This window comes from Nevskia soli DSM 19509, assembly GCF_000711955.1.
Classification (GTDB): Bacteria; Pseudomonadota; Gammaproteobacteria; order Nevskiales; family Nevskiaceae; genus Nevskia; species Nevskia soli.
The window spans coordinates 1-20872 of record NZ_JONR01000059.1 but is presented as its reverse complement, the minus strand read 5'-3'; the positions used below and the strand labels follow the sequence as shown (position 1 = coordinate 20872).

Annotated in this window: 24 protein-coding genes and 1 pseudogene; 11 read left to right on the top strand and 14 right to left on the bottom strand. The window is 65.3% G+C overall.

Annotated elements, in window-relative coordinates; genetic code table 11:
- The 3 genes from BP26_RS28905 to BP26_RS0121340 form a co-directional block, all read right to left on the bottom strand.
- On the bottom strand, positions 1-267 hold a 267-nt coding region (locus tag BP26_RS28905), incomplete at its 3' end, for a helix-turn-helix domain-containing protein (protein WP_084183310.1).
- 59 nt (positions 268-326) lie between these two features.
- Positions 327-662: a hypothetical protein gene (locus BP26_RS29775; protein ID WP_157572683.1), complete on the bottom strand. Its 336-nt coding sequence runs from the start codon at positions 660-662 to the stop codon at positions 327-329.
- Between the two features lie 251 nt (positions 663-913).
- Positions 914-1204 (bottom strand): hypothetical protein, encoded by a 291-nt coding sequence (locus BP26_RS0121340; RefSeq protein ID WP_029922591.1) that lies wholly within the window; start codon positions 1202-1204, stop codon positions 914-916.
- A 403-nt stretch (positions 1205-1607) separates the two neighbouring features.
- On the opposite strand from BP26_RS0121340, the gene BP26_RS0121335 reads away from it, so the two are divergent.
- From BP26_RS0121335 to BP26_RS0121325, 3 genes are all read left to right on the top strand, one after another.
- Complete coding sequence (locus BP26_RS0121335; protein WP_029922590.1) at positions 1608-3374, top strand: tetratricopeptide repeat protein; 1767 nt, start codon at positions 1608-1610, stop codon at positions 3372-3374.
- Between the two features lie 66 nt (positions 3375-3440).
- On the top strand, positions 3441-3743 hold the full coding sequence (locus tag BP26_RS0121330; protein ID WP_029922589.1) for a type II toxin-antitoxin system HigB family toxin: 303 nt from the start codon (positions 3441-3443) through the stop codon (positions 3741-3743).
- Positions 3740-4150 carry a helix-turn-helix domain-containing protein gene (locus BP26_RS0121325; protein ID WP_029922588.1) on the top strand — a complete coding sequence of 137 codons (411 nt, stop codon included), beginning with the start codon at positions 3740-3742 and terminating at the stop codon, positions 4148-4150. The genes BP26_RS0121330 and BP26_RS0121325 overlap by 4 nt, the downstream gene beginning before the upstream one ends.
- A gap of 412 nt (positions 4151-4562) precedes the next feature.
- Here BP26_RS0121325 and BP26_RS26965 read toward each other — a convergent pair whose 3' ends face one another.
- The gene (locus BP26_RS26965) at positions 4563-5543 is read right to left on the bottom strand and encodes a restriction endonuclease (protein ID WP_157572682.1); all 981 of its coding nucleotides are present in this window, start codon (positions 5541-5543) and stop codon (positions 4563-4565) included.
- A gap of 398 nt (positions 5544-5941) precedes the next feature.
- On the opposite strand from BP26_RS26965, the gene BP26_RS0121315 reads away from it, so the two are divergent.
- From BP26_RS0121315 to BP26_RS26960, 3 genes and pseudogenes are all read left to right on the top strand, one after another.
- Positions 5942-6526: a hypothetical protein gene (locus tag BP26_RS0121315; protein ID WP_157572681.1), complete on the top strand. Its 585-nt coding sequence runs from the start codon at positions 5942-5944 to the stop codon at positions 6524-6526.
- A 219-nt stretch (positions 6527-6745) separates the two neighbouring features.
- Positions 6746-6952: a hypothetical protein gene (locus tag BP26_RS0121310; RefSeq protein WP_029922585.1), complete on the top strand. Its 207-nt coding sequence runs from the start codon at positions 6746-6748 to the stop codon at positions 6950-6952.
- A gap of 96 nt (positions 6953-7048) precedes the next feature.
- Positions 7049-7554, top strand: a pseudogene (locus tag BP26_RS26960) (SDR family NAD(P)-dependent oxidoreductase); the annotation flags it as partial.
- A 172-nt stretch (positions 7555-7726) separates the two neighbouring features.
- Here the strand turns inward: BP26_RS26960 and BP26_RS0121300 are convergent.
- Positions 7727-8212, bottom strand: a complete 486-nt coding sequence (locus BP26_RS0121300) for a hypothetical protein (protein ID WP_051749267.1) — start codon at positions 8210-8212, stop codon at positions 7727-7729.
- 427 nt (positions 8213-8639) lie between these two features.
- Between BP26_RS0121300 and BP26_RS0121295 the strand changes: the two genes are divergently transcribed.
- Complete coding sequence (locus BP26_RS0121295) at positions 8640-9197, top strand: YceI family protein (protein ID WP_084183309.1); 558 nt, start codon at positions 8640-8642, stop codon at positions 9195-9197.
- A gap of 209 nt (positions 9198-9406) precedes the next feature.
- Here the strand turns inward: BP26_RS0121295 and BP26_RS0121290 are convergent, their stop codons facing one another.
- Positions 9407-10534, bottom strand: a complete 1128-nt coding sequence (locus BP26_RS0121290; RefSeq protein WP_029922582.1) for a hypothetical protein — start codon at positions 10532-10534, stop codon at positions 9407-9409.
- A 500-nt stretch (positions 10535-11034) separates the two neighbouring features.
- Here BP26_RS0121290 and BP26_RS0121285 point away from each other — a divergent pair, with 500 nt between their 5' ends.
- The 3 genes from BP26_RS0121285 (at position 11035) to BP26_RS0121275 (ending at position 13204) form a co-directional block, all read left to right on the top strand.
- A complete protein-coding gene (locus BP26_RS0121285; protein WP_029922581.1) occupies positions 11035-11370 on the top strand; it encodes a hypothetical protein in 336 nt (111 codons plus the stop codon).
- A 738-nt stretch (positions 11371-12108) separates the two neighbouring features.
- On the top strand, positions 12109-12813 hold the full coding sequence (locus BP26_RS0121280) for an SOS response-associated peptidase (protein WP_029922580.1): 705 nt from the start codon (positions 12109-12111) through the stop codon (positions 12811-12813).
- Positions 12814-12883: 70 nt separating this feature from the next.
- Positions 12884-13204: a hypothetical protein gene (locus BP26_RS0121275; protein ID WP_029922579.1), complete on the top strand. Its 321-nt coding sequence runs from the start codon at positions 12884-12886 to the stop codon at positions 13202-13204.
- Positions 13205-13460: 256 nt separating this feature from the next.
- Here the strand turns inward: BP26_RS0121275 and BP26_RS30175 are convergent, their stop codons facing one another.
- From BP26_RS30175 to BP26_RS0121250, 5 genes are all read right to left on the bottom strand, one after another.
- Positions 13461-13853, bottom strand: a complete 393-nt coding sequence (locus BP26_RS30175) for an MAPEG family protein (RefSeq protein WP_029922578.1) — start codon at positions 13851-13853, stop codon at positions 13461-13463.
- Between the two features lie 612 nt (positions 13854-14465).
- A complete protein-coding gene (acpP, locus tag BP26_RS0121265) occupies positions 14466-14714 on the bottom strand; it encodes an acyl carrier protein (protein ID WP_029922577.1) in 249 nt (82 codons plus the stop codon).
- 290 nt (positions 14715-15004) lie between these two features.
- Positions 15005-15628, bottom strand: a complete 624-nt coding sequence (locus BP26_RS0121260) for a flavin reductase family protein (RefSeq protein ID WP_029922576.1) — start codon at positions 15626-15628, stop codon at positions 15005-15007.
- A gap of 30 nt (positions 15629-15658) precedes the next feature.
- Entirely contained in the window at positions 15659-17800 is a 2142-nt protein-coding gene (locus BP26_RS0121255) for a gluconolaconase (RefSeq protein WP_084183307.1), read from the bottom strand.
- 21 nt (positions 17801-17821) lie between these two features.
- Positions 17822-18283, bottom strand: a complete 462-nt coding sequence (locus tag BP26_RS0121250; RefSeq protein WP_029922574.1) for a GNAT family N-acetyltransferase — start codon at positions 18281-18283, stop codon at positions 17822-17824.
- A gap of 254 nt (positions 18284-18537) precedes the next feature.
- On the opposite strand from BP26_RS0121250, the gene BP26_RS0121245 reads away from it, so the two are divergent.
- Positions 18538-19047 carry a hypothetical protein gene (locus BP26_RS0121245; protein WP_157572680.1) on the top strand — a complete coding sequence of 170 codons (510 nt, stop codon included), beginning with the start codon at positions 18538-18540 and terminating at the stop codon, positions 19045-19047.
- 197 nt (positions 19048-19244) lie between these two features.
- On the opposite strand, the gene BP26_RS0121240 is transcribed toward BP26_RS0121245, so the two are convergent.
- From BP26_RS0121240 to BP26_RS0121230, 3 genes are all read right to left on the bottom strand, one after another.
- Complete coding sequence (locus BP26_RS0121240) at positions 19245-19796, bottom strand: hypothetical protein (protein ID WP_211255007.1); 552 nt, start codon at positions 19794-19796, stop codon at positions 19245-19247.
- A gap of 209 nt (positions 19797-20005) precedes the next feature.
- Positions 20006-20314, bottom strand: a complete 309-nt coding sequence (locus tag BP26_RS0121235) for a YXWGXW repeat-containing protein (protein ID WP_029922571.1) — start codon at positions 20312-20314, stop codon at positions 20006-20008.
- 269 nt (positions 20315-20583) lie between these two features.
- The coding region (locus BP26_RS0121230) for a transposase (protein ID WP_029922570.1) at positions 20584-20872 on the bottom strand (289 nt) is incomplete at its 5' end.

The following is a 20872-nucleotide window of genomic DNA, read 5'->3' as shown; positions in this document are numbered from 1 at the left end:
AGGAAATCCCTGCATGACCGCCCCGACCTTGAGGGCTTTGACCAATTCACGGCGCTGCGCCTGATCCAATCCCGCCGGACGGCCGCGGCGACCATCTTTGAGCGCCCCCGGACCTTCAGCCTCCAGCTTCAGCCGCCATTTGCGCACCGCCTCAGGGCTGACGCCCACGCGCCGGGCGACTTCCGATTGGTGCACACCCTGCTGCAACAGACGACCAGCCTTGAGTCGCCGTCGCTGTAAATCCGATGCTTTCTGAGGCTCTGCCATTGGTGCCCTCCAAGCTACCACAGCGGCAGACCACAAACAGCAAAAATAGTTTCAACTATTTATGCAAGGCTCAATAAGATCCATTGAAGATCTTCCCTGTTTTTTGCAATGACAACGCGGTCCGGCAGACCGTGGTCATAAAAGCCTCTGGTGTATTCCGGCAGGCTCTCACAGGCCTGCTTTGATTCGGAATCGAGGGCAATCCAAAACCCAAAAGTCTGCGGGTTCAACTTGGCAAAGCATTCCGCTTCGTCGCTTGCGGCACAGTCGAGAGTTACAAGGCTATAGCGTGGCGCGATATCTTTCTTGAATAGAGCCGGCAGGTTTCGAGCAATTGCCAGGCCATCTACGGTCGCAGCGACTATTGCTACTCGGATTGGAGCTGGCATGCTCATGAATACACCTGACGCCAATTGCACGGACATTGGTTTGCCTACGCTAGTTGAACGCATCAACAACTCGTGTAGGGCGGGAGAAGCGTAGCGTATCCCGCCTTCCGCGACAGGCGGGATAGCTCCCGCCCTACGTGCTCTCAACTTGTCATCGACAGGCTGTGGTGAAATGGCTTTCATGACATCCAATGCCTAAGTAAAGAAGCATGGCGCTTTATGCCACGTTCGCTTGAACGCCTGATTGGGCGGCATTGCTAATGAGATTGGAGCCACCATAACCCCCAGGCGAACGCACCACCAATTACCAAACTGCCGATGACGAATGCGGTTTGCATGGCAGGCGATGGACGAGACAACGAACGACCGGCGCGCGATGACCAGAACCGCTCAGACAAGCCCTCTGCAAATATATAAAGCGGCGGGCCAAACGCGATGAAAGCGATCCAGCCAGTCTTCGATTGAGGGACGTGCGGCCAGAATTGCAGCGCCAGCAGCCCGGCAACAAAAAGCCAGGCGACGGCGCCCCAGAAAATGATGCCGCTCATTTTGCCGCACGCTCTCATGCTTTTATGACGCCCAACGCCAGTTGAACGGATCAACAACGGCAAATAATTGCTGCATTCAGGTGGTCTCCCGGGCGATGGATTTATAACCAATTGACTTCACGGAGCCTGATCCGCAGCCTTCGCCGGGATTGGACCGCAATTCAATGTCCCCACGCTGTCACTCTACTCCGTACCTGTTCCGTCCTTCCAGGTGTCCCTTGCATCCATCCGCACCGACCACCGCCACACCCGCACCATTCGCCCGCCCCGAAAGGAACTAAGCGCCCCGCAACCCGTCATACCCCTGCCGCATTCCCCGTTTCCTCCGCCTCCACCCGCAAGCCACCGCGCGGGCAAGGGCCGGGCGAGGGCGGCGCTCCCACTCCTTATATAGAGGCCCCTGGTGACTCCACGCCGCATCCTGGCATCCGGCACACTCGGCGCCCTGCTGCTCCTGTCGCTGCCGGCGGCAGTGGCCGGCGAGCCGGCCGCCTGCAAGCCGCAGCGTGTGGCCGAGGTGGAGACGCGGCTCAATGACGAAGGGCTGATTCTCGCCAGGGTCGGCCTGGGCGTGCAGCCGGCCGCGCTGGCGCTGGATACCGGCGCCTACTGGAGCGTGCTGCGGGAAACCGCCGCCGCGCCCTTCCGCCACGGCGAGGCCACGGACATGACCAGCCTCGGCGCCGGCGGCGTGAAGCTGGACCGCACCGTCACCCTGCCCACGCTCCAGCTCGGCGGCGCCAGCTTCAGCAACGTCAAATTCCTCATCGGCTCCGACCGCCTCAACAACGACCCCGCCGTCAGCGGCAACCTCGGCACCAGCCTGCTCAAGGACTACGACCTGGAGATCGACCCCGCCGCCGGCAAGCTGCGCCTCTTCGCGCAGAAGCCTTGCGCGGGCGGCGCCGTGTACTGGCGCCAGGCCGACGCCACCAGCATCCCCTTCGAGCTGGACCAGAACTGGATCGTCATCCCCGTCATCCTCGACGGCAAACCCTTGCGCGCCGTGCTCGACACCGGCGCCAGCACCTCCACCCTCACCTTCAAGGCCGCCAAGGCCCTCTACGGCCTGGACGAACACAGTGCCGGCGTCACCCCCATGGGCACCGCCACCACCCTCGACGGCCAGGGCATCGGCCTGTACAAGCGCAAGTTCAAAACCTTGCAGATCGGCGGCATCAGCTTCGACCAGCCCACCCTCACCCTGGGCGCGGACACCATCGAAGCCGCCAACCGCAAAGGCACCACCGTCCAGGTACCCGACCTCGTCCTCGGCATGCACCAGCTCCGCGAGCTGCACCTCTACCTCGCCTACAGCGAACACCAGCTCTACGCCTCCACCACCAAGGGCGACACCGCCGCCCGCGCGGCGGCGGACCCGGGCGTAACGCAGCCCACGCCGCATCAGCCCGTCGATACCCTCGACCGCCAGGAAGCGCGCGACCACGTCGAGCGCGCCCGCGCCCACGCGCAGAAGCAGGAGTACGACGCCGCCCTGCGCGACTTCGACCAGGCCATCGCCATCGCCCCCGAGGAATCCTGGATCTACGGCTTCCGCGGCCTCATGCAAGGCCAGCGCCTCGCCTACGCCCAGGCCATCGCCGACTTCAGCCGCGCCATCGAGCTCGACCCGAAGAACGCCGCCGCCTATCTCAACCGGGGAGAAGCCCTCTCCATCAGCGGCGAAGTCAGCCGCGCCATCGAAGACATGAACCGGGCCCTGGCGCTGGACCCCAAACTCAAGGACGGCTACCTCGCCCGCGCCGAGATCTACCAGCGCACCGGCGACACCCACAAAGCACTGGCGGACCTCGACCAGGCCCTGTCCGAAAACCCCGCCTCACCCGACGCCCACGCCGCCCGCTGCGCCGCGCGCCTCTCCCTCAAGCAATACAAACCCGCGCTCGCGGACTGCGACGCCGCCATCGCACAAGCCCCCGACGACCCAGCCCCCCTCATCACCCGCGCCACCGTCTACCTCAAAAGCCACCAGCCCAAAGCCGCCATCCGCGACTACAGCGCGGTGCTGCAACACGACGCCGAAAACGCCTACGCCCTCTACGGCCGCGGGCTGGCGCGTGCGGAGGCGGGCGATGCGGAAGGCGGCAAGGCCGACATGGCCGCAGCCAGGAAGCTGAGTCCCGGGGTGGCGGGGCATTTTGGGGAGTAGGGTAGCGCTTACGGGTATGCAGTATTGCTAATTGCAATATATTGCAGGTTGTAATAAAATTCCCTCATGCGAGTGATCACCCGAGCGCGCATCACTGAGGCCAAAGCGAAGCATCGCCAATCGGCCGCTGCGCTGGATGCCTGGTATCGCCTGATCAAGAAGGGCGCCTATGCCGATTTCGCCGAGCTGAAAGCCACGTTCAACTCTGTCGATAAAGTCGACAAGTTCTATGTCTTCGATATCGGTGGAAACAAGTTGCGGCTGATTGCCGCGATCCACTTCAACCGCCAAATGATTTTTATCCGCTTTGTGCTGACGCACAAGGAATACGACAGCAACGCATGGAAGCGTAAGGAAGGTGTGCAATGACGATCGAAGCCATGCTCAAAACCGCGACTCAGTACTGGCCGCATATCGCGCCCCTGATGGCCCCGATCAACGGAGAGCGCCAGTACCGCAAGGCAGTCAAATTCCTCGACGCCATCCTGGATGCCGGCGGCGCTGACGAGGAACACCCCCTCGCGAGCCTGGCCGAACTGATCGGTGAGCGCATTGCCGAGTATGAAGAGGTCAACAAGCCGATGCCTGAAATCTCCGGCGTCGAGTTGATCAAGGAATTGATGAAGGAGCACCAGCTACGCCAATCGGATCTGCCCGAGATCGGGCCACAGAGCGTGGTGTCGCTTGTTCTAGGTGGCAGGCGGAAGCTGAATGGGGATCAGATCATCAAGCTTTCAAAGCGGTTTGGGGTGCCGATTGATGCATTGTTGGAGTAGAAGTGCTGTAGTGCTGTAGGGCGGGTCGTGACCCGCCGTTTACCGCGAAGCGTTCGCGACAGGCGGGTCACCACTCGCCCTACGAGCCTAGAGCATCCTTTCGACGTTTCAATTCTTCGCGCAACGCTTTAACTACTTCGGGCGGCAGAAACACATATTTCAGTACGTCGTCCAATATGTGAGGGTCCAGCTATAAAGGAGAATTGATGGCATGAAGATGCCGCGGTAGGCGGACATGTTTCTTTAGTCTGCGTCCAAAGTATAGGTTCTGCCAAACTAGGATTTCGCGTGCCGGATGTTTTCTGTTTTCAAGGATTCTTTCCAGTTGTCCGCCCATGAGTTGAAAGTGTTGTGCTGGATGTTGTGGGCTGGCGCAGCGTAATTACTCTCACGAAAGACTGACCTTTCTGCACTAGGCACCTCTGACCTGCAGCGTCTGCCGACACCGCGGATAATTCCTGCACCCATAAAACGCATCCCCACTGCTCTTGCCGACCCGCTTCACCATCTTCACATCGCAATTCGGGCAGGTCGGCGTGATGTAGTCGTCCCGGGTGACATGCTCAAGCAGTTGCCGGCTGTCGGCTTCCGGGAGCTCCACCAGTTGCCGGTACAGCGTTTCCCCATCCACCAGTTGCAGATGCTTGCCCGCCGCGAATTCGCGGGCCGCCGGGTAAAAGCCGGTGGAAGTCAGCAGAATCCCCATCGGTGCCTTGACATGGTGCATGACGCCGAACAGTTCACGCACGGTGGCCACGCCGATATTCTCCCGCGAGCGTGACTTGCACTGGATGATCACCAGCAGCTTGTCGGGTGCCGAGGGGCGGTAGAGGTTGATGTCGATGCCGCCGTCCGCGCCACGGCCGGTCAACTCGGCTCGATACCCCTTGGCCTTCCAGTAGCCCTCGCACAATTCCTCGAAGCGCTTCCATTCCAGCTCCTTGATCAGGGGCAGGGACCAGGCGGCCGGCTTGGTGGGGGCGGGGACGGAGGTCAAGGGGGTGATTGCAGGCGCGGCCGTGGGCGGGGTGCGTACCCGGTCGAGAACGTCGGGGCCCGGGTTTGCTTGTGGGGCTTTGTAGGGGCTGGGCTCGCGGCGCTGGCTGGTCTGGTTGGGCTGCGGATCGCCAGCCAGCCGTCGCCTGCCGCGCAGGAGAACGATGCCTATCGCGATCGCAAAGCCGGCGACGCCCACAAATGCCGCCAGCTTGAATACCGACAGGTGGCGGCTCGCGGTCAGGTATAGAACGGCGAAGACGACGAGTACGGCAGCGGCCTCGGCTTCCTTCCCGCCCTGCTTCTTTCTGCGTTTTGCCATTGCTTGTGTCTTTATCCGTAAAGGGGCTGCGGGGCACGGAAGCAATGCGGGTAGGTGGCCGACAATCAGGTCCACTCACGGCGCGTTGTTGCCTTCCCGCCACTACAAGCGATGGTAGCCCGGTCGGTCTGAGTACCGGCGGGTTTTAGGGCGCGTAGTGGGTTTTTACGACACGAATCGAGGTGCGTACTGTGCGGAACGTCACAGTTTCATGCGCTGACCTGAAAACGTTGTTGGTTCGCGGAAGGCGGACCATGGCCAGCGGGAATCCCGTGAGAACCGCCCCAATCCGCCCTGTGCCGCCGACAAATTCCTTGCATCGCCACGGCACGCTGACCGCCGGCACGGTCGCGTACGCAGTACACCGCATCTACGGGGTGGAGCAAGGAAATGCGCTGACCTAGCATGCGCCGTCGCAAATGCCGGTACCGCAGCGCATGGGGCGCAGCACGGCTCAGCTCAACGGAAGAGCCATGAACAAGTGCAGGGAGCGTCTGCGGAAAAGTGTTGCCGGGTTGCTGGCGTCGACGATGGTTGTAGTGGCGGCGGTCGGCGGCACGGCTGCCGCGCAGTCCGGCATCGACCTCGGCGGAGACAAGCGCACTGCGCGCTTCGCCGATCCGGCAGCCGCCGCTTCCGACTGGTTCCGCAGTGTCTACGCCGAAAGCGACAGCGCAACCGCGGAGGGGCGGGGCGATTGGCTGCTGCAACTCTACGCCACGCGCACCTACCGGCGCATCGAACAGGACGGAAAAACCCAGGGGCTGGAGCAGAGCCTGGCGGACTGGGTTTCGCTCCATGAACGTCTGCCGTATGGAACGGACCTGCACGCCGCCACCACCATCGACACCGTCAGCTACCCGCAGGCGGACGCCACGGCGCTTGTCCGCGGCAGGAAGCATTTCGAAATGACCTATTACGACCTGCTCAGCGGCGGGGTCGAAACCGATCGCAGCGACGAAGCGTTCGAGGATCTATGGGTACAGCAAGGCACTCGCTGGCGCCTGCAATGGGAAACGGAGTTCCCACCCTCGATGCGAGTTGCGCGCGCTCCATGAATGCTTCCGCGCCGGTAGCGGGGCGGCGTGCCGTGCGTCAACCTTCCGCGCCGGTAATGCAATGTCGGTATGAGGCACGCCGCGCGCCGCATGACCTGTTCAGCCGGCAGCAAGCCGTCAACCCATAGCCTGCAGTCACCTTCCGGCATGTGATCCGGAAGTCGTCACCACATCACCAACGCGGCACCGAGCATGACCTGCTCAAGCGGAGGATGCACCATGAAGACCAAGCTGCTTTCCAGTATCACCCTCGCGGGCCTGCTGCTGTCGGCGGCCGCGGTGTCCGGCACGGCACTGGCGGACCAGCCCCGCCACGAGGTGCGCCAGATGCAGGGCCACCACGACAGCCATTTCGTGAAGGCGGTGCATCATCGCCACCGTCATCATCATCATCATCACCACCGCCACCACGGGCCGCATCGCTAAGCCCGTAGTTGGTAGGGAAGGCGGGCCGGCTCCGAGCGAGCTTGGCCCGCTTTTTCGTTTGAGGGCCGCATTTCGTGGATTTTCGTAGATACTGTTTCGGACGTGGACAAGATGGAGGCGATGATCAACCTCAACGTCAATGCCCTCACGCGGCTGACCTATGCCGCCGTGCGGACTTCGTCGCCCGCGGCGCCGGCACCATCATCAACATCTCGTCCATCGTCGCCATCGGCCCGGAAATCCTCAACGGCGTCTACGGCGGCAGCGAGGCCTTCGTGCTGGCCTTCAGCCAGTCCCTGCACCACGAGCTGGCGGCCAAGGGCGTGCGCGTCCAGGCCGTGCTGCCCGGCGCCACCGCCACCGAGTTCTGGGGCATCGCCGGCACGCCGGTCGAGCACCTGCCCACCAAGATCGTGATGTCCGCCGCCGATATGGTCGACGCCGCGCTCGCCGGCCTGGATCAGGGCGAGCTGGTCACCATCCCGGCCCTGCCGAACGCCGCCGACTGGGCCGCCTACGAGGGCGCCCGCCAGGTGCTCATGCCGCAACTGTCGCGCGCACGGCCGGCCCAGCGTTACCTGAAGAAGCTGGCCGCCGCGTAAGCGGGCAGCGGCTGGGAAGTCGAAGCGGGCACCGGTGTCGGTACCGGAAGCGGCAAAAAGCGGAAAGGGCGCCTGCGATGGGCAGGCGCCCTTGTTTCACGCAGCCCGTCCCGTCGGACCGGCCGCGCTCCGGCAAGCGCGCGCTGCGCCGGCCGGTTGCCGCTGCGCCGAATTACTGCGCAGCCGGCGCGGCCTTGGTGTGATGCACCACCGGGCTGATGGTGAACTTGCTGAAGGAGATGCCCAGGTCCCAGCCGCGGCCGGTGCCGCTCAGCGCCAAGTTGATCTCGCCCTTGGAGACCACGGTGCCGGCGGCGGACTTCACCGCGCCCGCTTCACCCTCGGCGGCGGCATAGCTGCCGTAGATATTGCTGATGTCCTTCACGCCGCTGAAGTCGCCGTGGCCATCGTCGATGCTCGACTTGCCCACCACCAGGCCGCCGCCGGTGGTCTTGATGTAGACCTCCGCCGTCTGCCCGTTGCTGCAAGTCACATGGCCGTGGCCCTGGGCGGTCTTGTACAGCACCGACCAGCCCTTGGTGGCGAAGGTCATCTTGCAGCTGAGGTCATCCGCCTGCGCGGCGAGGGGAATGCTCAGCGCCAGCGGCGCGGCGAGCAGCGTGATTACGGCGCCCAGCTTTTTGATCGAGTTGCGCATATTGTCTCTCCGGTGATGATTGTCGACTGCCTGTGGCGGTTCAGCAGCGGCTTGTAATGCCGGTGTCTTCGCATGGGACATTGCCGGACAGCCGCAACCGGAATCCGGCCTGTCCAGCCGGTGTTCCAGGAGCCCAGCCATCCGATGGCCTGTGTTGTCTATGAAAACGATACTGCCCCCGAATCATACGCCTGCGGCGCCGGGGTAACTGAGACCACGGCCGCCGCCCGAAGTGCCCGGCACGGGCCGAAGGACGCCTGTCCGTTTCCCGGATCCGGCCTGCATCGGGTGTGCGGCGCGCCGACCTGACGGTCGATACGCCCGGCAGGCAAACACAACCTTTCACCCGCCTGGACGAACTCACCGGCGTAACAGTGCGCTTTACTGGATCGGTATAAGGTTGGGGCATGACGCTGGAGGCGGGTGTATGAATCGTGGATGGTGGCTGGGGCTGTCGTTGCTGGCGCTGAGCGCGCAGGCGGCGGATGCCTATCGCCTGGACCCGGAGCACACGCGGGTGTCGTTCGACGTGCGGCGCTTCGGCATCCCCTGGATCGGCGCGCACTTCCGCGAGCTGGCGGGCGCCTTCGTGGTCGACCGCAGCGGGCCGGACAGCCGCATCGACGTCACCGTGCGCACCAACTCCATCACCGGCCTGGAGCCGATGTGGGACACCCTGCTGCGCTCGCAGGACTGGCTGGATACGCAGCGCTTCCCCGAGATGATCTACCGCTCCACCCATATCGCCTTCGGCGATGAAGGCGGCGCCGTGGCCGAGGGCGAGCTGACCCTGCACGGCGTCACCCGCCCGGTCACCCTCAGCGTGCGCCAGCTCGACTGCCCGGACGGTCCCGCCGACCCCGGCCAGGCCTGCGCCTTCGCCGCCTACGCCAACATCCGCCGCTCCGACTTCGGCCTGCCGCACGGCTTCTGGCTGGCGGGGGACGGGGTGGAGATCTCGGTGCGCGGCTCCGCTTTCCAGTAGGGCGCCCGCGGCGCTTCGGGGACGGCGCTGCGGCTTGCCTCAATCCGTTGAAAAACAAGCGTTTCCTGCTATAGTGCCGGCGTGCGAAAACGCCCCCGGCGCAGCCGCCCCGCGGTTCTTGGAAACCCGTCACCCAGGCCTTACACTCTTTCCATGATCAAACCTCCCGTCAGCATCAAGCCGCCGGTCAGCTGATCCCTCCGCGGGATCTACGGATTGGCTTTCCCCTGATAAGGGGCCAGTTCCTGCTGGACCAGGTCGCGCAGCGAATACAGATCGCCGCCCGGCTGCATTTCCCGGTTGAAAGACTCCATCACCTCCTGCAGTTCCCCCCGCTTGTCGCTGTCGTGCGCCTGCGCGATGGCCAGCGCCTCGCGGATCGCCTTCACCGCGCCCTCGCGGTGTGAGAGATCGCGCGGATACAGCTCGTTGAGCTTGCCCTGGATGCTCGCCACGTTGAACCAGCGGTCGTAACGCGCCGCCGGATTGATCTGCGCCGAGCGGAGTGCGGACTGCAGCGCGTCGACATAGCGCTCCTGGTAGTAGAGCAGGTAGGCGCGCTCCGCCATGATGTAGCTGAAGGCGCGGGCGGCGGGCGTCTCCGGCGAGCGCGCGTCGGCGGAAATGCCGTCGATGCCCTGCACCAGCGTCTGCGCCTCTTCCAGCCGGCCCCATGCCGCGTCGACCGCCTTGGCCACCACCGCCTTCAGCCCCGCGGCCTGCTCCGGCGTCGCGCCCGCATGCCGCGCCTGCGCCAGCGCATGCACCGCCTGCTCCACCTTGCGCCGCAGGTCGGAGAACTCCGTGATCTTCGCCGCGTAGGCCAGCATCAGGTCGGTCTGCGCCATCAGCTCCTTGCTGAACGACTTGAGCAGCTTGCCGCGCTGCGTGCGCAGCTCCTGGTTCTGGTCGCGGATCAGCTTCAGTTCCTCGTTGCTCTCGCCGATCGCCTTGCGCGCGTCGCGCCAGGTGGTGAAGCCCAGCACCGAGAACAGCAGCGCCAGTGCGCCGCCGCCATAAGCGAGGAAATGGTCCTGCTGCTCCACCTCCTCCTTGATGTCGGATACCGCCTGGCGCGAAGCCTCGATCGACTCCTTCGCGGCGCCGATGGCCAGCTCCTCCGCCTTGTACACGCGCTCCTGCGCCGCCTTGTCCGTGGTGGACCGGTCCTTATCCTGTTCGCCGGGCAGTTCGGCCAGAACGTCCCGGCCGGTACCGGCTGCCCTGGCGGGCGCGCTCGAGGGGGTGGGCGCGGCGCTTCCCGCGTCGGTCCGCGCGGGCACATCCGCCGCCGCCGCAAGAACCGCGAAGCCGCTGGCTGCCAGAAACACGATCATGCAGGGTTCTCCACTTGAGTTGGGCAGCCAGGTTGAGCCGCTGCCATGCCGATGGGTTAAACGTTCGCGGATCGCCGCACGCGACAGCGGGCGAGGGCAGCCGAGCGCCTTGCTTGCGGTCCATCGGCAATCCCCGCGCTAGCCTAGCGCGAAGCCGCGCGGCTGTCCGCATGCACAGCCCCGACGGTGCCGGGGGCTTATGTCACGCCACTGTAATCAGCATTTCCGCAAGCGTGGTCACAGGCACGGCCATAAACCAGGAATCTCATTTGCCACGTTGTCATCATGCAGGGTTGAGGCACATCACAACGACGATGGATTGCGCTAACCTATTGCACCCCGCCACCGCATCCGCCGTGACCGTGTCGTCGGCAACGGCAAGCGGCCTCCGAACGTGGAGTTGCCGATGCGGCAGGCGGGGATGCGCCGGCGCATTCCGGTGTGAAAATGAAAAAGGACAAAGATGGCGGGGGAAGCACTGCAAATCCATCGGCAGCATCATGACTGCTGAGCCGCTGCCCCGCCTGGACGGCCATTACCGCGTGCGCGATGCCCAGGGCCGCGAGTGGGGCAGCGTGCATCTGGAATGGCCGCACGAGGAATGCCTCTCCGGCCGCCTCGTCCCCGCGCCGGCGTTCGAGCAGGTGCGCGGCCTGTTCCGGCGCCACGCCGAACTGCTGCGCAACCCCGTCCGCCCCGAAGAAGTCGAAGCCGAAGACACCGGCCGCCAGATCGCGCAACTCGCCGTGACCCTGATCGACCAGTCCACCGGAAAAGCGTACCCCGCCGGTACCGTATTCGTCTCCGAAGAGCTGCTGTTCACCTGCACGCCTTAAGAGCCTGTAACAGAATGAATCGCGCCTGCGACGGCGGTCATTTTTGCGCAGTGCAAGTCGGACAGAGTGCGGCATGGTGACTCCATGGTGCGCTCTGGCCGGCGCAGCACTGCGCAAAAATGGCCCCGTCCCGAAGGGTTGCGCCCAAAATCGCGCCAGACTGCGTTGTCAGCCCCAGCCATGGAATCACCATGGCTGGGGCCTCCGCCTTGCCTGACGCGATTTTGGACTGCAACGCAGGTGCGATTCATTCTGTTACAGGCTCTTAGGCGCACGCACGCGGCATCCATCATCCGTAGCCCTTGCAGGTCGGATCAAGCGCAGCGGATCCGACACTGCACATCACGCCGCCGCGAGCCCCCCGTAGGCTGGGATGAGCAAAGCGAATCCCGGCATCGTTCCGGTGCCGCCCGCCCGGTCTCGTCGCACTCAACCCGACCTACGCCTCTCGGCCTTTCGTACTAGTCCCAAGGTACAGCTGCGGAACGCGGAAGATAAATCCGATAATGCCCGCACGCTTCAACGCCGGCACAGTTCCGCGAAAGAACTGCGGTGGCCTCGCGAAACATCCGGATCATCTTCTGGGTGCAATGAACGATGCTGTACTGGCCCCCGCAAGGGGCCTTTTTTTGCGGGCCGACGTGGTGGCCGGGCGCGTCAACGCGGTGATTCCCATGCGGGGATTTGCAGTCCCCTGCATAACCACCTCGCCGCATCAATCACGTTATCCTTCCAGCCATGTGCGGCCGCTTCGCCCTCGTCCCGTCCTCTGTCGCCTGGGCGCCCATCCGGGCGATCCTCGGCGATGCCGTGGCCGACGTGCTCATCGCGCAGAAGGCCCGCTACAACATCGCCCCCAGCGCCACCGTGCCCATCGTCATCCACGACCGCACGCTCAACGCGCCAGGCGTCATCGAAGCACGCTGGGGCCTCGTCCCGCACTGGTGGAAGAATGCCGCCCCGCCCAGCAGCACCATCAACGCCCGCTCCGAAGACGCCGCCGGCAAACCCATGTGGCGCGACGCCTGGAAATTCCAGCGCTGCCTCATCCCCGCTACCCACTGGTACGAGTGGCGCCAGGAGCAGGGCCTCAAGGTGCCGCACGCCATCACCCGGGGCGACGGCAAGGACGGCTTCATGTTCGCCGGCCTCTGGTCCCGCTGGACCGCGCCCGATGGCGAGGAGCTGCTGAGCTACGCCATCCTCACCACCGCCGCCGCACCCTCGGTGGTCCACATCCACGAGCGCATGCCCGTCGTGCTGGCGCCCGGCGCCTGGCTGCACTGGCTCGATCCCGCCCTGCGCGACGCGCAGAAAGTCGCCGAGCTGCTCAAGGCCAACACCCTGGCCGAATTCAACACCCGCCGCGTCAGCCGCAGGCTCAACTCCGCCCGCAACGACGATCCCGGCCTGCTCGACGGTGTCCCCGACCTGCCCGGATAGCGACGAACGGGCTTGCCGTTGATACTGTCTATATGTACAGTATTCGTCCATCCCCCTGCCGAGATGCGCCATGGCAGCAAGCAACGACTCCGGCTTCGGTTCCGCAGGCTCCATCTACGGCCTAGCCGGCAAAACCCCCGAACAACGCGCCCGCATCCTCAAGGCCGAAGCGCTTGCCGAGTCCGTCTTCGGCAACCGCCGCCAGGCCGGCGCCTGGATGTACACCTACACCCCACGCGTCGCCAACGCCCGCGTCCTGCCGATGAAAGCCGTGGAATCGCTGGAAGGCTACAACGAAGTCATCGCCGAACTGGAACGCCTCCGCCCCAGGGCCGCGCCGCCCCAGCGCAAAAGCGCCGCGCCGGCATTGAGGATGCGGCGTCGGCGTTGACAAGGCGCACGCGCCGCACCTCGTAGCCCGGATGAAACGAAGTGAAATCCGGGGCCGTGCGAGGTGAAGTGCTCGATACGAATATCCCGAGCCCCCGGTGGCAGGGTGCGCACTGCGCACGCCTTACACCTTGAAACGTCGGCACATCCGCGTGCGCGGTGCGCACCTTACGCCTGCTGCGTGAAGCGCGTGCTGAAGCTTCCGGATTCCGTTTCACTCCATCCGGGCTACGCCTACGCCTTCGGCCTGATCAAACCTAAAGCCCCTGAAAACCCACCAGCAGGCACAACACCCCAGCCACCAGCAACGCAACAAACGTCAGCGCAATTCCCGCCGAACGCCCGAACACCGAGTTTGCCGTGAAGGAAAGCGCATACCCATGCAGCAGGCGGCCGACGAGCAGCATCGCACCCAGGCCGTGCACCGCCCACTTGGGCAGGCCATGCAGTTCCAGCAGGCCGATCAGCAGCAGGATCAGCGGCACGTACTCGGCGAAGTTGGCCTGCCCGCGGATCATGCGCTGCAGCTTGGGGCTGCCGCCGTCCCCCAGGCTGGGCTTGCCGGGGCCGATGCGGGCCAGGGAGACGCGCAGGCTGAGCACGAAGAACCACAGCGCCAGCGTGCCGGCGTAGAGCAGGGTGACGTTCACGGCGGGCTCCCTTTGATTTGAGTAGACCAGCGCGTGGATTGTGTACAGCGCGGCCGCGGCAGACAAACAGCGATGTGACGAACCGTGCGCACAGTGTGGTACGCCGCGCATGGATTTTCCGCCGGGCATGCGATCCCGATGCCGGGTGCGAACGCCGGTTGTTGCGGAACAAGAGGAAATTCTGAAGATACGGGCGTCGTTGCCGAAGATGGCTTGTATGAAGCGCATCCTTCGGGTCGCCGCTCGTTAAGAGCCTGTAACAGAATGAATCGCGCCTGCGACGGCGGTCATTTTTGCGCAGTGCAAGTCGGACAGAGTGCGGCATGGTGATTCCATGGTGCGCTCTGGCCGGCGCAGCACTGCGCAAAAATGGCCCCGTCCCGGAGGGTTGCGCCCAAAATCGCGCCATGCCGCGTTGTCAGGCTGAGCCATGGAATCACCATGGCTCAGCCCTCCGCCTTGCCTGACGCGATTTTGGACTGCAGCGCAGGTGCGATTCATTCTGTTACAGGCTCTTAGCGCTATTGCGCAGCAGGTGGAGCAAGCCCGCTCCGAAGGAGCGCAACCCGCCCTGCACACCGTCGGTCAAGAGCCGACGGCGGTTGTAATGCTTTACGCCGCCAGCGGCGGCATATGCGACCTGATCAGGTCGTAGACGTCCTGGATGGTGGAGACCTTCTCGCCGTCCTCGTCCTTCACCTTGATGCCGAAGGCCTGCTCGAGGTTCATCACCAGTTCCACCTTGTCGAGCGAATCTGCGCCCAGGTCTTCGATGAAGGCGGCGTCCGGGGTCACGCGGCTCTCGTTGATGCTGAGCTGTTCCGCGACCATCTTGATGACTTGTTGTTCCATGCTGCTCATGTTTGTCTCCTGAAGCCTCGGAGAGCTGGGGTGGCAGCGCGCGGAGGGTACGATAACGCGCAACCGGGGATTGGTTGGCGGGGGAAGCGAAGGCGGGGATGAGGCCGAGCCACCCCGGTGAGCCGGGGTTTGTGGCTTGCGGGGGCGTCCCGCAGCCGTGGATGACGCGAGTATCTCGTTTTGGCCCGGTTTCCGTCTGTGCGTTACCGAACATAGCGGCATTCTGCCGACAGCCGGTAGCGGCGCCGGTCTTGCCACTGTACCCGCTATGGAGCGTCCGCGCAGGGGAATCAGCGCGGCCGGATCATCTCGAACATCGCGTCCGGCCGGATCTCGGCGTAGTAGCCCAGCCCGCCCGCGCGCAGGATCGGCCGTGCCGCCGCCGTGTCGTAGACACCCTCGACCAGCAGCTGCCGCTCGATATGCACCGCCACCACCTCGCCCAGCACCAGCCAGGTTTCGATCTGGTCGCCCGCTGCGCCCTGCAACTGGAGGATCTGCGTCAGCCGGCATTCGAAGTTGACCGGGCTTTCCAGCACGCGCGGCGGCTTCACCAGCCGGCTCGCCGCCGGCGTCAGCCCGCCCAGCACGAACTCGTCCACCTCCGGCGCCACCGTGGCCGAGGTGGCGTTCATCCGCTCCGCCAGCGGGCGCGTGGCGAGGTTCCAGACGAACTCTTTCGTCGCCTCGATGTTGTTGAGGCTGTCCTTGCGGCCGGTGCTGGCGAAGCCGATGATCGGCGGCCGGTAGTTGAAGGCATTGAAGAAGCTGTAGGGCGCGAGGTTGGGCACGCCCGCGGCGCTGAGCGAGGCGATCCAGCCGATCGGCCGCGGCCCGATGATCGAATTCAGCGGGTCGTGCTTCAGCCCGTGCCCGTGGGCCGGCTGGTAGTAGTGCGCGTCTGCGTTGGCCATGCCTGCTTCGTCCTGGTGCCTGCCGCCATCCTACTGCAGCGTCAGCGCCAGCTCATCTCCGTGCGCGGCGCGGTTGCCGGCGTAATCCAGCGCGGTGATGCGCAGTGTGTAGTCGCCCGGCGGCAGCGCGTCGGTATGCCAGCTCCCGCTTTGCGACAGCCCGTCGCGCACCAGGTTGGTGACGACGTAGCGGAAGCGCGTCACGGCGCTGCCATGCACCGTCTCGCCGCTGCGCGCGTCGTAGGCGATCTTCGCCGCGTGCTCGTCCAGCGGCATGCGGTTGAACGCGATGTTCAAGCGCGGCGCTTCGAAGCCGGGCAGGGTGCTGCCGTCGGCGCGCAGCACCTGGTAGCCCAGCGCATACAGGCCCAGGCGGCGGCGCGGCAGGTTGCCGTCCACCTGGTCCCAGGCATCCACCACGATCTGCACGCCCGCCGCATCGCGCGGCACCAGCAGCCGGCCCTTCTGTTTCTTGTCCAGCAACTGCCCCGCGGCGTCGAACAGCTGCACGCCGTCGATATGCGGCGCGACGTGGTCGGCGAAATCGACGAAGCCCAGCGCCACCGCATTGCGCTGCGCATCGTTGCCGTCCAGGCTCAGGTGTACATGCGAAAACGCATTGATCGTGCCCAGCGCCTCGCCCGCCTTGAAGCGCGTGCCGCGGCGCACGCGCACCCGCTCCGGCTTGCCGTCCGCGCCGCGCAGCAGCAGGAAGCGCGACGGGTCCAGCACCGCGTTCTGCGGCGTGCGGCCCACACGCATGTGGATGTAGTCCAGCGCATCCAGCGCCAGCCCCTCGCTCAGCTCGCCGAAGCGCCAGGTGGAGAGCGGGCTGCTCACCTTGCCGTCGGCGATGGCCAGCACCTGCGCGCCCACCTCGGCGTGGATGTCCAGCCCGTCGTGCAGATGATCGCGGCTGTCGCCCTTGTCGTTGCCGCGCACCTCGCCCAGCGTGCCGGCCACTTCATGCCAGGCGTTCTGCGGCGCCACCGGCCAGCGCGCCAGCGTCTGCGGCAGCGGCGCATCGGGCGCCGGGCCGCTGGCCGTCGCCGGCTGCGCAGCACCAGGTATCGTGGCCTGCGCAATGATCTTGTGCACCCGCGCGCTCTGCGCATCCACCGCATAGACCGCGCCCACCGCATCCAGAGCCAGGCCGGCGGGCCGCAGCAGCCGCTCGTTCAGTGACTGTGCGCCGGTCAACGCCACCACCTGCCCGTCCGGCGAATACTGCAACACCCGTCCACGCCCCGACTCGCCTACATAGAGAAAGCCGTCATGCGTTACCGCGATGCTCAGCGGCCGGCGCAGCAGCGCCTCCGTGTCTTCCGGCAGGGTCGAAGCGAAGGTGCTCACCGTGCCGTCCGGCGCCAGCTTGCGGATCGCATGGTTGCGCGGATCGGCGATCCACAGCATGCCCTGCCCATCCACCGCCAGCGCGACGGGCGTGTCGAAGCGCGCATCCGCGCCATGGCCATCGACGAAGCCGGGCAGTTCGCCGCCCGCCAGCGTGCTCACCATGCCGTCCGTGCCGATCACACGGATGCGGTCGTTGTACGTGTCCGCCACGTAGACCTTGCCCTGCGCATCCACCGCCACGCCGATCGGCCCGTTGAAGCGCGCCTGCGCCGCCGGCCCGTCGCGGAAGCCCGCCACGCCGTCACCGGCCAGCGTGCTCACCAGCCCCTGCGGCGTGACCTTGCGAATGGCGTGGTTGCCGGTGTCGGCCACATAGAGATTGCCCGCCGCATCCAGCGCCAGCCCGGACGGCGTATTGAAGCGCGCCGCCGCACCCGGCCCATCGGCAAAGCCCTCGTCACCGCCCGCCAGCGTGCTCACCGTGCCGTCCGGCGCGATGCCGCGGATGCGGTTGTTGTCGCCCGCGTCGGCCACGTAAACCCGGCCCGCCGCACTTACCGCCACGCCATAAGGATCGGCAAAGCGCGCCTGCACGCCCGGCCCGTCGCGCAGCCCCGCCACACCATCACCGGCCAGCAGCGTCAGCCGCGCCGCCCAGCCGAACGGCGTCGGTGCCGGCCCGATCAGGGTGTGCGCCACCGGAGCCTTCGGCCGCTGGTAGATCGCCAGCACCCCCAGGCCGACCAGCGCCAGCACCAGCCAGAGGGTAAGTCGTCGCGTCACGCGGTCCTGCCGGTCGGAAATTCGGGGCCGCATGGTAGCGTATCCGCGCCGCGCTCAAACCTGCTTGCGATAAACCACAAACCCCGAACGCTCCGCCACCTGGTCATACAACTTCATCGCCGTCAGGTTGGTCTCATGCGTCTGCCAGTACACGCGCGGTGACCCGGCCAGGCGGGCCTGCTCATACACCGCCTCGATCAGCGCCCGCCCCACACCCCGGCCGCGCGCCGCCTCGTCGGTATACAGATCCTGCAAGTAGCAGATCGGCGCCAGCAGCGTGGTGCTGCGATGAAACAGGTAATGCACCAGTCCGATCAGGCGCCCGTCGCTCTCGGCCACCAGCGCATGCACCGGCTCATGCGCATCGAAGAACCGCCCCCAGGTCGTTCGCGTGATCTCGCCGGGCAGGGCGGTCGCGCCATGGCGCCCGTAGAACTTGTTGTAGCCATCCCACAGCGGCAGCCAGGCATCGAAATCCGTCTGTGCCACGGGGCGTATGGTGATTGGCGGCGACATGCTGGCTCCGGCGTCTGTCCGGCGCCCAGCTTACCAAGGCGAAGGTCGACGCAGGACGGGCCGGCTCCGCTACAGATTGATCGACGCCAAGGCGGCGCCGAACACCGCCAGGACCACCCAGGCCTGCCACCAGCGCAGCCACCCGGCTGCGCCAATCCGCTAAGCTTGTCGCGGGCGCACCAAGCCGGAACCACCGGCAAGCCATCCAGAACGGCAGCCCGCAACTCTTTTGCAGGGAGAGGAGGAGCGTCACCATGTCATGCAAGCCAGCCGCGACCGGTTCGCGCAGCGGGTGGAGGAGCGCATCGCGCCGTTTCGCCGTCATTCCCTGCCTGTTGCTGGGCATCGCCGCCGCGCAGGCGGACAGCCGCGAGCCCGACGAAGACCTGCGCTATCTCACGCCGGAATCCGTCACCATCCGCCACGAAGGCGACCGCGCCACCTTCACCGTCATCTGGAAAGGCCGCGCCACCGGCAGCCGCGATTGCCCCGACCTGCTCGGCAAGCCCCAACCCGAAAACAACTCCAGCCTCACCGTCTACCAGTCCGAAAGCCGCGACGGCCCCTGGGGCCAGATCTACGAAAATCCCTGCGTGCGCGACACGGGCGAGTACAAGTACACCACCTCACCCTTCGACAAGACCTCGCCGCCGCGCGTCTACTTCAAGGTCAAGGTCTGCGCCCCCGGTGCGGAAGGCCAGGAAGCGGCCTGCGATGCGCGCACGGCGAAAGTGCGTAACGAGACCTACGAGAAGCCGCAGTAAACAAGCGGGCAACGGGCGCAGAGCAAAGGCAGCGCGACCGGCATGACCGCGATCCGCGTCCGCACTGAGACATTGCCTCTTTGACGCTTTCCTGACTGCGAAAGCCATCGATCTCAAGCGCACAAAAAGCCAGGGGCCGCAATCGCGGCCCCTGGCTTTTTGCTGCGTCCGTCTTCAGCCTGACTGATGCGCCCGCATCACGGATAAGGCTGCGGCGGAGGCGGGGGAGGCGGGTAGTAGCCGGGCGGGGGAGGCGGCGCCTGGTAGTACACAGGGGGTGGCGGCGGGGCCGCGTAGTAGACGCGCGGGCGCGGGTCGTAGCCCATCACCTGGTCGCCCTTGGCATACATGCACTGCGAATAAGCCATGTTGTACTGGTGCTGGATCGAGCGGTCCTCGCGCGAGGAGCCGTTGGCGCCGACGTCGGCACCGACCACGCCGCCCGCACCGGCACCGATCGCCGCGCCGCGGCCGCCGCCCACCGCCGCGCCGAGGCCGGCGCCGAGCGCGGTGGTCAGCACCGCCGCGCCGACGCCGCGGTCATTGGCCTTGTCCACCGCTCCGGCGATCTGCTGGCTGGCGTACTGCTTGCACTGCTCCTGCTCGCCCTGGAACACCTCGAACGGCTTGTTCTGCGCCGGGTAGACCTGCACCGTCGGGCCGATCGGCTCCGAGGCGCAGGCGGCGACGAGGCCGGCGCAGGCCATCGCCACCAATTTGAAGGGGGTAGAAACCTTTGCGGTGTTCACTCGAATCTCCTGTCTGTTCGCCAGCGAAACCGGCGTGGACTGAGGGGTATTTCCACACCGCCCGGCAGGCGTTTTTGCCGTTGCCGCCATCTTCTCCCCATAGGATGAACGCCGGCTTAACCGGGGCCCGGTCAGGCGGCAAGCTTTACCTTGCGTAACAAAAAGGGCCGCGTTGGCGGCCCCTTTTGCTGCGTTCCCACAGTCTGCGCCTAGCGCACCCAGTGGCCCGGCACATAGTGGTAATGCGGGCCGCGCTGGTCATAGTGGTCCGGCACCCAGTGGTAACCGCGGCGCGGGGCGATGTAGTGGCCCGGCACCCAGACATAGCGGCCGCCGTCCCAGCGATGGAAGCCCGGCGCCCAGACGTAGCCCACCTGCGGCGGGGGCGGCGGGGCCTCCACGATCGGGGCGGGCGGGCCGATGTTGATATCGACGCCGACACGGGCAGCCTGGCTGGCGGCCGGCAGCGCAAGGCCGCCGGCGAGCAGCAGGGAGGCGAGGATCAGTTTCTTCTGCATGGTGCTTCTCCGCTTGCGGATACGTGGGATCACCTTACGCGGGCTGCCTTAACGCCTTCTTAACCCGGCAGGTTGGGCTTGCGTTAAAAAACGTAAAGACGGTTGTTGTGCTGGAGTCGGACAACATTAATCGTGGTTGTCTTGCTTCCTCCAGCTCTGAAATCTTGGCGTACGCGCTTGCGCGCGCGTCATTGCCTGCGCTGCCTGAAGCCCTGGTTCCGCCCTGAAGGCGGGTTACTTTTCTTTGGGTTTCGCCCAGTAGCGTCCGGTTAATCGCCCAATAGATTCAATTGGTTGGCAGCGGGGTTGTTGTTGAATGAGTCGTTGGCCTGTGCCAAGACGCATTGCAACGTGGTTTTCTCGAACAGCGTGAGACTCAATACCTGTAGCAATTCATAGAGAGAAGCAGTGAGACCCAGCCGTTTGCGCACGATGGCGATCAACACATAAATCGACACGGCAATCCACAATTGGGTCTTCACGGCATTGGTCGAAGTGCCGTAGAAAGCTTTTATGCGCAGATGCTGCTTGATCCATCGGAAAAAGATTTCAATTTGC